Genomic DNA, 9,343 nt, shown 5'->3' with positions numbered 1-9,343 from the left:
CAAAGCAATTGACCATCAATTCTAAATTCACTAATTTTGCACGTTATTTAAAATAAGACAATGCAATTATCTGAACAGGAAATTATCCGCCGACAAAAGTTAGAAGAGCTCGGCAAAATGGGGATCAATGCATTCCCAGCGGAAGAATACACAATTACTGACACTACAGAATCTATAAAACAGGATTTTGCAGAAGGTAAACAGGTGAAGATTGCAGGTAGATTAATGTCCAGAAGAATCCAAGGGAAAGCATCTTTTGCTGAACTTCAAGATTCTAAAGGTCGTATCCAAGTGTATTTTAACCGTGACGAAATCTGTCCGGGAGAAGATAAAGAATTATACAATGAAGTTTACAAAAAGCTTTTAGACATCGGTGATATCATCGGTATAGAAGGTGATTTGTTTAAAACTCAAGTTGGCGAAATGACCGTTAATGTTAAGAATTTTATTCTTTTAACAAAGTCACTTCGTCCTTTGCCATTACCAAAAGTGGATGCAGATGGTAATGTTCATGATGGTTTTACTGATCCAGAAATGCGTTACAGACAACGTTACGCTGATTTGGTAGTGAATCCGCATGTGAAAGAAATTTTCGTAAAGAGAACAAAATTGTTCGCAGCAATGCGTAATTTCTTCAATAACGCAGGATATTTCGAGGTAGAAACACCGATTTTACAATCGATTCCAGGTGGAGCAGCTGCAAAACCATTTATTACACATCACAATGCTTTAGATATTCCTTTGTATTTAAGAATTGCAAACGAATTGTATCTTAAAAGATTGATCGTTGGTGGTTTTGATGGTGTTTATGAATTCTCGAAAAACTTCCGTAACGAAGGAATGGACAGAACGCACAACCCAGAATTTACCGCAATGGAAATCTATGTAGCGTATAAAGATTACAACTGGATGATGGATTTCACGGAGAAATTGTTAGAATTCTGTGCAACGCAAGTTAATGGAACAGCAGAGTCTACTTTTGGTGAACATCAGATTAGCTGGAAAGCGCCTTATCCAAGAGTTTCTATGCAAGAAGCAATTGAGAAGTACACTGGATTTGACATCACAAATAAAACGGAAGACGAACTTCGTCAGTTTGCTAAGTCGATTGGTATCGAAGTAAACGAAACTATGGGTAAAGGAAAATTGATTGATGAAATTTTCGGTGAGAAATGTGAAGGGAACTTCATTCAGCCAACTTTCATTACAGATTATCCAGTGGAAATGTCGCCTTTAACAAAAAAACATAGAAGCAAAGAAGGTCTTACAGAACGTTTCGAATTGATGGTTTGTGGAAAAGAAATAGCGAATGCTTATTCGGAGTTGAACGACCCAATTGATCAAAGAGAACGTTTTGAAGCACAAATGGCATTGTCTGAAAGAGGAGACGATGAAGCGATGTTTATCGACCAAGATTTCCTAAGAGCATTGGAATACGGAATGCCGCCAACTTCAGGTTTAGGAATCGGAATGGATAGATTGATTATGTTCTTAACGAACAATCCATCAATCCAAGAAGTATTGTTCTTCCCTCAAATGAAACCAGAAAAAGCTGCGCCAACAATCGAATTAGGCGATGATGAAAAGTTAATTCTTGAAATCCTAAAATCCGGTGAGCAAATGCCATTGAACGACGTTAAAGAACAAACTAAATTCTCAGGAAAAAAATGGGACAAAGCGTCTAAAACTTTAACCAAAAATAATTTGGTGAAAGTAGAGAAAGTGGATGATGTTTTGTTGATAAAATTGGCTTAATTGAATCTTAACGATATATTAAAAAACGAACTTCGGTTCGTTTTTTTGTTTCTATTCTGTTTGTTTTTTATAATTTTGAATCATGGAAAACTCAGAGAGTATTATCGATTTTTATAAAAGAACCTTTGGTTCTCAGGCTTTGCCAGAGTCTGTTTGTGATAAAAGTTTGGGACATATTAATGTCTTTTCTCGCGATAATTGTGCTTTGGTGGCGCCTTATCGCAGACGAGACTATTATAAGATTTCTTTGATAATTGGGACAGGAACTTTGCATTACGCCGATCGTTGGATTAAGATTGATAGGCCGGCTTTTATGTTTTCCAATCCCAAAGTTCCCTATTCTTGGGAAGCAGAATCCGAGGAGCAGAAAGGTTGGTTTTGTCTCTTCTCCGAGAAGTTTATTCGCGATACGATTACCGTTGATAATCTTGGAGAAAAGTCTTTCTTTAAAGTCGGAGGCGAACCTATATTTTTCCTATCAGAGAAGCAAGTTGCCGAGATTAGTATCATCTTTCAGAAGATGATGGAAGACTTGGAATCAGATTATATTCATAAATACCATTTGATCCGAAATTATCTTCAACTCTTGATTCACGAAGCTTTAAAGCTAAACCCTGCCGAAAATTTTGAACGTTATAGAAATGCTTCCGATCGAGTTACTTCCTTGTTTTTAGAATTGTTGGAAAGACAGTTTCCTATTGATGGACCCGAGAATTTTTTGAAACTAAAAACCGCGGTCGACTATGCATCTCATCTTAATGTTCATGTCAACTCACTCAATAGATCTTTAAAAGAAATTACAGGGAAGACGACTTCTGATCTTATTTCCGAAAGAATCATAACAGAAGCCAAAGCTTTGCTGCATCATACAGACTGGAATATTAATGAAATTGCCTTTGGATTGGGTTTTGAAGAACCTGCTTATTTTACCAATTATTTCAAAAAGCGACTTGGAGTATCGCCAATCAGTTTTAGAAGTGGCCTTGTTTGAATTTTATAATAATTGGTTTGAATCTTATATTTCAAAGGAAGATAGCAATCTTACCTTTGTTATGTTGAATCATAAAAAATTAAAAAATGAAATTTAGAACATTAGGAAAAACAGGAGAACAGCTTTCAGAAATCGGATTAGGCTGCATGGGGATGAGTTTTGCTTATGGTGCAACTGATGAAACAGAAAGTTTAAACACCTTGCACAAAGCTTTAGATTTAGGAATTAATTTTTGGGACACGGCGGATATGTATGCTAATGGCGTAAATGAAAAATTGATTTCAAAAGTTTTAGGACCTAACAGAGACAAAATCTTTATTGCAACCAAATTTGGATTTAGATTCAAAGACGGAATTGCAGGACCAAGCAGCGCGCCTGGAACTTATATTGATGGATCTCCAGAATGGATTAAACAGGCTGTTGATCTTAGTCTCAAAAGATTAAAGATTGATACAATTGATTTGTATTATGCGCATCGCGTTGACCAAAATGTTCCTATTGAGGAAACAGTTGGCGCAATGGCAGATTTGGTAAAAGCAGGAAAAGTAAAATATTTAGGTTTGTCTGAAGCTTCACCAGAATCGATCCGAAAAGCAAATGCAGTGCATCCAATTGCTGCTTTGCAATCCGAATATTCTTTGCTGACAAGAGATGTCGAAAACAAAATTTTAACGACAATCCGCGAGTTGGGAATTTCTTTAGTTCCATACTCGCCGCTTGCAAGAGGATTATTTAATAACATCAACGAAGTTTCTTCTTTGCAGGATGATGATTTCAGAAAAACCTTGCCAAGATTTCAATCCGAATATTTAGAAAATAATCAAAATCTTGCCAAAGAACTAAATGCGTTTGCCCAAACAAAAAATGCGACTGGAAGCCAATTGGCGTTAGCTTGGGTTTTGGCACAAGGAAATGATATCATCCCAATTCCAGGAACCAAACGCGTAAAATATTTAGAACAAAATGTCGCGGCAACGGACATTCATTTAACATCCGATGATCTTGCTTCAATCGACGAAATCCTGAAAAAATATCCGAAAACTGGCGAAAGATATTCGGAGGGAGGGATGAAGTTGGTCAATCACTAAAAAGAGAAAATGAAGAAAAGATGTGAAAAATCATGGAAACGTCCTACCTTGTGGATGGTGGTTATTTATTAATGTAAAGAATTATAAAAAATGTATGTTATTTCGTTGAAATATAAAAAAGAGATTGCTGAAATTGAACCACTTATTAATGCTCATAATGCATTTTTAGAACGATATTATACGGATGGTACTTTCATTATTTCGGGACGGAAAAATCCTCGAACTGGCGGAATTATTATTGCCAATAATATAGAAAGGGAAACCTTAAATGAAATTGTAAAAGAAGATCCTTTTTATCAAAACGAAATCGCGGATTACGAAATCACCGAATTCATTCCAACCAAGTCCAATGAGGAATTTCAGAAATATGTAGAAGTAATATGATGCTCAACAAAACATTAAAGCCAAGCAACAAATCCATTGCAACCTTTCTAGCATTTTCGGTCATACCGATTTCGGGATTGGCAACAGATATCTATTTGCCGTCGATGCCCGAAATGGCGTCCGAACTTCATCTTCCCGAAACCAAAATCCAGTTAACCTTATCCTTGTTTTTGATTAGTTACGGACTGGCGCAGTTCTTTGCAGGAGCGGTGGTGGACGCATTTGGACGTTACAAAGTTTCGATAATTTCACTATTTTTATTTATTTTTTCGTTTTGGTGGACGGCACAAACACAAAATATCTATGTCATCTATCTAATGCGAATCGTGCAAGGAATTTTGTCGGGATTTGCGGTGGTTTCCAAAAGAGCCTATTTTGTAGATGTTTTCGATGGCGAGGAGCGCAAACATTACCTCAGTATCATGACAATTGTTTGGTCTTTAGCGCCGATTATTGCGCCATTTATCGGAGGATATTTGCAATCCAATTTCGGATGGCAATCCAACTTTATCGCGCTGGCAATTTATTGCGCTGTGGTTCTCGTTTTAGAACTCATTTTCTCTGGCGAAACCTTAGTTAAAAGGAATCCTTTCAACCTCGGTTTCCTCTTCAACGAGTTCAAAGTAATGTTCCGCACGCCCGATTTCTTCTACGGAATGCTCATGTGCGGCGTCAGCTACGGACTGGTCATGTTTTACAACCTTTGTGGTCCGTTTATCATCGAACATCGACTCGGATTTTCGGCGATTACAACAGGCTATGTTTCGCTGTTGATGGGCTTTGCGTGGATGTGTGGCGGTTTTTTAGGAAAGTTTTTAATGAACAAATCCTTTTTGCCCAAACTTCGTTACGCTAATTTCATTCAAATCCTCCTGATCATCGTGATGTTCGCGAGCTCCTATTGGATTTCCAACCTTTATACGTTGGCGATTTTTGCGTTTTTTATTCATATCACGGCGGGATTCATTTTTAACAATTATTTCGCCTATTGCATCGGTCGATTCCCTAATTCTGCGGGGATTGCGGGCGGTTTAACAGGTGGAATGGCGTTTATCGTTACTTCCGCGCTCAGTTACGGTGTTGTTGCGGCTGTAAAGCCCGTCTCTCAGGACTTTGTGGCGGTCGGCTATTTCGTTATTGCGCTCTTGGGATTGGCGATTCTCAGCATTGTAAACTTCAAAAAAGTACATTCCTAAACTAATTATTATGGCAGCATTTCCGTCTTCCGCTCCCAATCTTTGCAACAATCGCCTTTCAGGCTCATGTTGTAAAGGATTTCCGCTCAAGCCGGGCTGCGAGATTCTGCATAAAAACAACTATTTGTCATGAAAAGAAGAGACCTCATAAAAACCGGACTTTTAGCAAGTGTAGCAACTTTAATTCCTGCAGGGAATCTGTTGGCAAATGTTGCACAATCCTCGCTAAATAATGAAAATTCCGACAATCTTTCGGGATTCCGAAAACTAAAACTCGGCGATCTCGATTTATATATTTTGTCCGATGGTTTTATCCGAGAAGATAATGTGAATACCTATTGTCCACGCGCAAATGTCACCGAACTAAAAACAATCCTAAAAGACAATTTCCGCTCCGATCAATACATCGATATGGCGATTAATGTGTTGTTGGTGAAGAAAGGAAATCAGTTGATTCTTCTCGATTCAGGTTTAGGGATTTTTGCAGACAAAAATAATGGTGTTCTTCTCAAAAGCCTGGCGAAAGCAGGTTTCCAACCCAACCAAATAACCGATGTTTTTATTTCTCATGCGCATCCCGACCATGTTGGCGGATTGTTGGACAAAAATAACAACTTCGTTTTTCCAAACGCTAAGTATTTCATTTCCAAAACCGAATATGATTTTTGGATGAAAGCCACCGAAAACGATTTCAAAAATAGCGGTTTAATCCACGAACTGGATTTTCTCAAAATGTTCATTCCGAAAGTTCGATCTATTTTAACAACATTAAAACCAAAACTCAATTATTACGATTATCAAAAAGCTTTGTTTGATAATTTCACTTTCGTTTTGGCGCCTGGTCACACACCAGGAATGACTTTGACCAAAATAAAATCCGCAAACGAAGAATTAATGGTCGTTGCTGACCTTATTCATTCCGATATTTTACTTTTTCCGCATCCTGAATGGGGATTTTCGGGAGATACCGATTTGGACATTGCCATTTCCTCACGCCGAAAAATTCTTGCCGATCTTGCCGCTACTAAAACCCGAACTTTAGCTTATCATCTTCCATGGACAGGTTTAGGTTATGTCAAAAAATCAGGCTCCGCTTTCGAATGGATTCAAGAAGCGGTTTTCACGCCGTAGTTATTCCTATATGTATAAAAAAATAAGCTGCTTTACTAAAGCAGCTTATTTTTTTAATTCGTATTTCCTTGAAGAATTTTTGAAAAATATTTTCTAAGTTTTTATTTTCGTCTCATCGCATAAATTAAATAAAACAAAAAGGGTAGGATGAAGATCGAGCCAATTAATAATGCCCAAGCTAAAGCATTGATTGTCGCTTCTGGCGCAACATGTTCTATTAAAGAATAATGGTTTCCATTTCCTAAAAGTACGATATTAGGGTAGTGCTGATAAGTTGCTGCTACTAAAATTAAAACCACTTGCAATCCCGCGAATACCCGAATGGGTAGCAATTTCCGAATTTTCATACAATAGAAAATTAAACCTAACAAAACCGTTGCAACTACTACTGCTGAGATTCCTAATGTTTTTGAAAATATCCATTCAAATAATGGGATTCCAGAATAATAAGCAACGCCAAATACTATAGAACCGCAAATAACAACCGCTAACATGGCTTTTTTAGACTTGCCAATCATCATTGTCACTTCGTCATCACTTTGGCTTTCTCGAATGGAAAGAATGCAGGCTAAATACCCGCAAATGCTTATCGTAAAAAAACCAACTGAAACGCCAAATAGATTTAACCAGCTGTAGACATATAAGTCCAAGAAGCCAGTCGCATCTGGATTTATCGACGAAGAAACTGTAGCTGCCGCAATAACGCCTAAGAAGAATGGTGTTAAAAGACTTGCTGCATAAAATATTCGTTCGTATAGAATTTGCCAATCATCAGAGACGGCATCATAATTTCTAAATGTGAAAGCCGTTCCACGTGCGATAATTCCTACCAACATTAGTACTAAAGGAATATGGAGATAGGTCGAAATTCCAGCATAGATTTGTGGGAATCCAACAAACAAAACAACAATCGCAATAATCAACCACATATGATTGGCTTCCCAAACAGGCGCTATGGCATCGTGCATTATTTCGTGGACTTTCTTTTTGGTGTTTTTTCCAGCGAAAAGCTCTACAATTCCACCACCGAAATCGGCGCCTCCAAAAACGACGTATAAACAAACTGAAAGCCACAGAAAGGCGATAACTACATAAATCATGACTTTTTAGTTTTTGGTGAATAATTAGGGTCTGTAGAATCGTATAATTTCGGAACCATCTTAATTTGTCTTGATAATAAGAATCCTAAAATCATGGATAGACTAACAAAAATAAACGTAAAGAAGTAGAATGAATATTGGATTCCAGGCATTGGTGTTACCGCATCAATGGTTTTCATAATGCCATAAATAATCCATGGTTGTCGACCAACTTCGGTTACGGTCCAGCCTGCTTCTAGAGCGATATAACCAAAAGGTGTTGCAATAAAAAATATTTTTAAAAACCAATTTTTTGTTAGCCATTCTTTCTTTTTATACAGAGCAAAAAGGTAAATAACGCCTATTAACATCATCACAACACCAAAGAAAATCATGATCTGAAATGCGTAATGTACAACAGCTACTGGTGGCCACAAGTCTCGTGGGAATTCTTTTAGACCTTTTACTTCTCCATCCAAATCACCTGTCGCAAGAAAACTCAACACTTTCGGAATTTTGACTGCATATTTTACTTCTTCATTTTTTTCATCAGGAATGCCACCGAGGACAAATGATGCGCCTTTTTCTGTTTCAAAATGTGCTTCCATTGCTGCTAATTTTATAGGCTGGCGTTTGGTGACCGATTTCGCAGCAATATCGCCACTTAGTGGAGCGCCAAAAGCGCCAATCAAAGCAAATCCCATCGCAATGCGAAATGCTTTTGTATGAAACTGAATATTTTTCTTTTTTAAAATTAAATAAGCATGTACGCCAGCAACAGCAAATCCAGTCGCACAGAAAGCGGCGACAGTCATATGAAAGGCTTGTGGGAACCAAGCTTCATTAAACATCGCTTTTATAGGATCGATGTTGGTATATTGACCATTTATGAAGTCAAAACCTGTAGGACTATTCATCCATGCATTGGCGGCTACCACAAGAATTCCCGATGCTAAACCGCTAATCCCAACAATGAGTCCGCAAAACCAATGGAACCATTTGTTGAGGCGTTCCCAACCATACAGAAAGAATCCTAAAGCTATGGCTTCAATAAAAAATGCAGTTCCTTCCAACGAAAATGGCATTCCGAAAATGGGACCTGCGTGCTCCATAAATTTTGGCCAAAGTAAGCCTAGTTCAAAGGAAAGCATCGTTCCAGAAACAGCTCCTGTTGCAAAAAGTATGGCAACGCCTTTACTCCAAGCTTTGGTGAGTCCTTTGTAAATTTCGTTTCCAGTTTTTAGATACTTCCAATGCGAGAAAGCCATAAGAAAAGGCATAACCATCCCAATACAGGAAAAAATAATGTGAAAGCCTAAGGAAAGCGCCATCTGCGAACGCGCTGCGATAAAATCGTCCATTCTATTGCTATTTTGAATGAATAAAGCTAAGTATTATAAGTTATTCATTCTTATATAATTATGGAATATTTTAAATGATATATTTCATCTATCAAATTGTAATTATGTTTTCTGGAATGACTATTTTATTTAACAGATTTTAGAATATTAAAAACTTTCAAAACCCGAAAATTTTCACGATATTTGTGGGTCTTTGCGCAACGCAAAAATTAATAAATTTATATGAGTCAAAAACAATATACAGCAAGTAGTATTCAGGCATTGGAAGGAATGGAGCACGTACGTATGCGTCCTTCGATGTACATTGGTGATGTGGGCACAAGAGGTCTTCACCATTTGGTTTATGAAGTAGTGGACA

8 protein-coding genes are annotated in these 9,343 nt (G+C 37.5%); 6 read left to right on the top strand and 2 right to left on the bottom strand.

Annotation, left to right across the window (positions count from 1 at the left end; genetic code table 11):
- Positions 1-60: 60 nt before the first annotated feature.
- The 6 genes from lysS (at position 61) to Q1V95_RS12510 (ending at position 6,545) form a co-directional block, all read left to right on the top strand.
- Positions 61-1,755 (top strand): lysine--tRNA ligase, encoded by a 1,695-nt coding sequence (gene lysS / locus Q1V95_RS12535; RefSeq protein ID WP_300674512.1) that lies wholly within the window; start codon positions 61-63, stop codon positions 1,753-1,755.
- Between the two features lie 82 nt (positions 1,756-1,837).
- Positions 1,838-2,746 carry a helix-turn-helix transcriptional regulator gene (locus Q1V95_RS12530; RefSeq protein WP_300674509.1) on the top strand — a complete coding sequence of 303 codons (909 nt, stop codon included), beginning with the start codon at positions 1,838-1,840 and terminating at the stop codon, positions 2,744-2,746.
- An 86-nt stretch (positions 2,747-2,832) separates the two neighbouring features.
- The gene (locus tag Q1V95_RS12525; RefSeq protein ID WP_300674506.1) at positions 2,833-3,834 is read left to right on the top strand and encodes an aldo/keto reductase; all 1,002 of its coding nucleotides are present in this window, start codon (positions 2,833-2,835) and stop codon (positions 3,832-3,834) included.
- Positions 3,835-3,924: 90 nt separating this feature from the next.
- Positions 3,925-4,218, top strand: a complete 294-nt coding sequence (locus tag Q1V95_RS12520) for a YciI family protein (RefSeq protein ID WP_300674503.1) — start codon at positions 3,925-3,927, stop codon at positions 4,216-4,218.
- Entirely contained in the window at positions 4,215-5,414 is a 1,200-nt protein-coding gene (locus tag Q1V95_RS12515) for an MFS transporter (protein ID WP_300674500.1), read from the top strand. The genes Q1V95_RS12520 and Q1V95_RS12515 overlap by 4 nt, the downstream gene beginning before the upstream one ends.
- A gap of 129 nt (positions 5,415-5,543) precedes the next feature.
- Positions 5,544-6,545 carry an MBL fold metallo-hydrolase gene (locus Q1V95_RS12510; protein ID WP_300674497.1) on the top strand — a complete coding sequence of 334 codons (1,002 nt, stop codon included), beginning with the start codon at positions 5,544-5,546 and terminating at the stop codon, positions 6,543-6,545.
- 101 nt (positions 6,546-6,646) lie between these two features.
- Here Q1V95_RS12510 and Q1V95_RS12505 read toward each other — a convergent pair whose 3' ends face one another.
- Both Q1V95_RS12505 and Q1V95_RS12500 read right to left on the bottom strand, forming a co-directional pair.
- On the bottom strand, positions 6,647-7,645 hold the full coding sequence (locus tag Q1V95_RS12505; RefSeq protein ID WP_300674495.1) for a cytochrome d ubiquinol oxidase subunit II: 999 nt from the start codon (positions 7,643-7,645) through the stop codon (positions 6,647-6,649).
- Positions 7,642-8,985 (bottom strand): cytochrome ubiquinol oxidase subunit I, encoded by a 1,344-nt coding sequence (locus Q1V95_RS12500; RefSeq protein ID WP_300674493.1) that lies wholly within the window; start codon positions 8,983-8,985, stop codon positions 7,642-7,644. Before Q1V95_RS12500 ends, Q1V95_RS12505 begins: the two co-directional genes overlap by 4 nt.
- Positions 8,986-9,343 lie beyond the last annotated feature (358 nt).

Origin of the sequence: Soonwooa sp., from assembly GCF_030151385.1 — a bacterium.
Taxonomy (GTDB): domain Bacteria; phylum Bacteroidota; class Bacteroidia; order Flavobacteriales; family Weeksellaceae; genus Soonwooa.
Note: the sequence above shows the minus strand (reverse complement) of the source record. Positions and strands in the feature narration are given on the sequence as shown.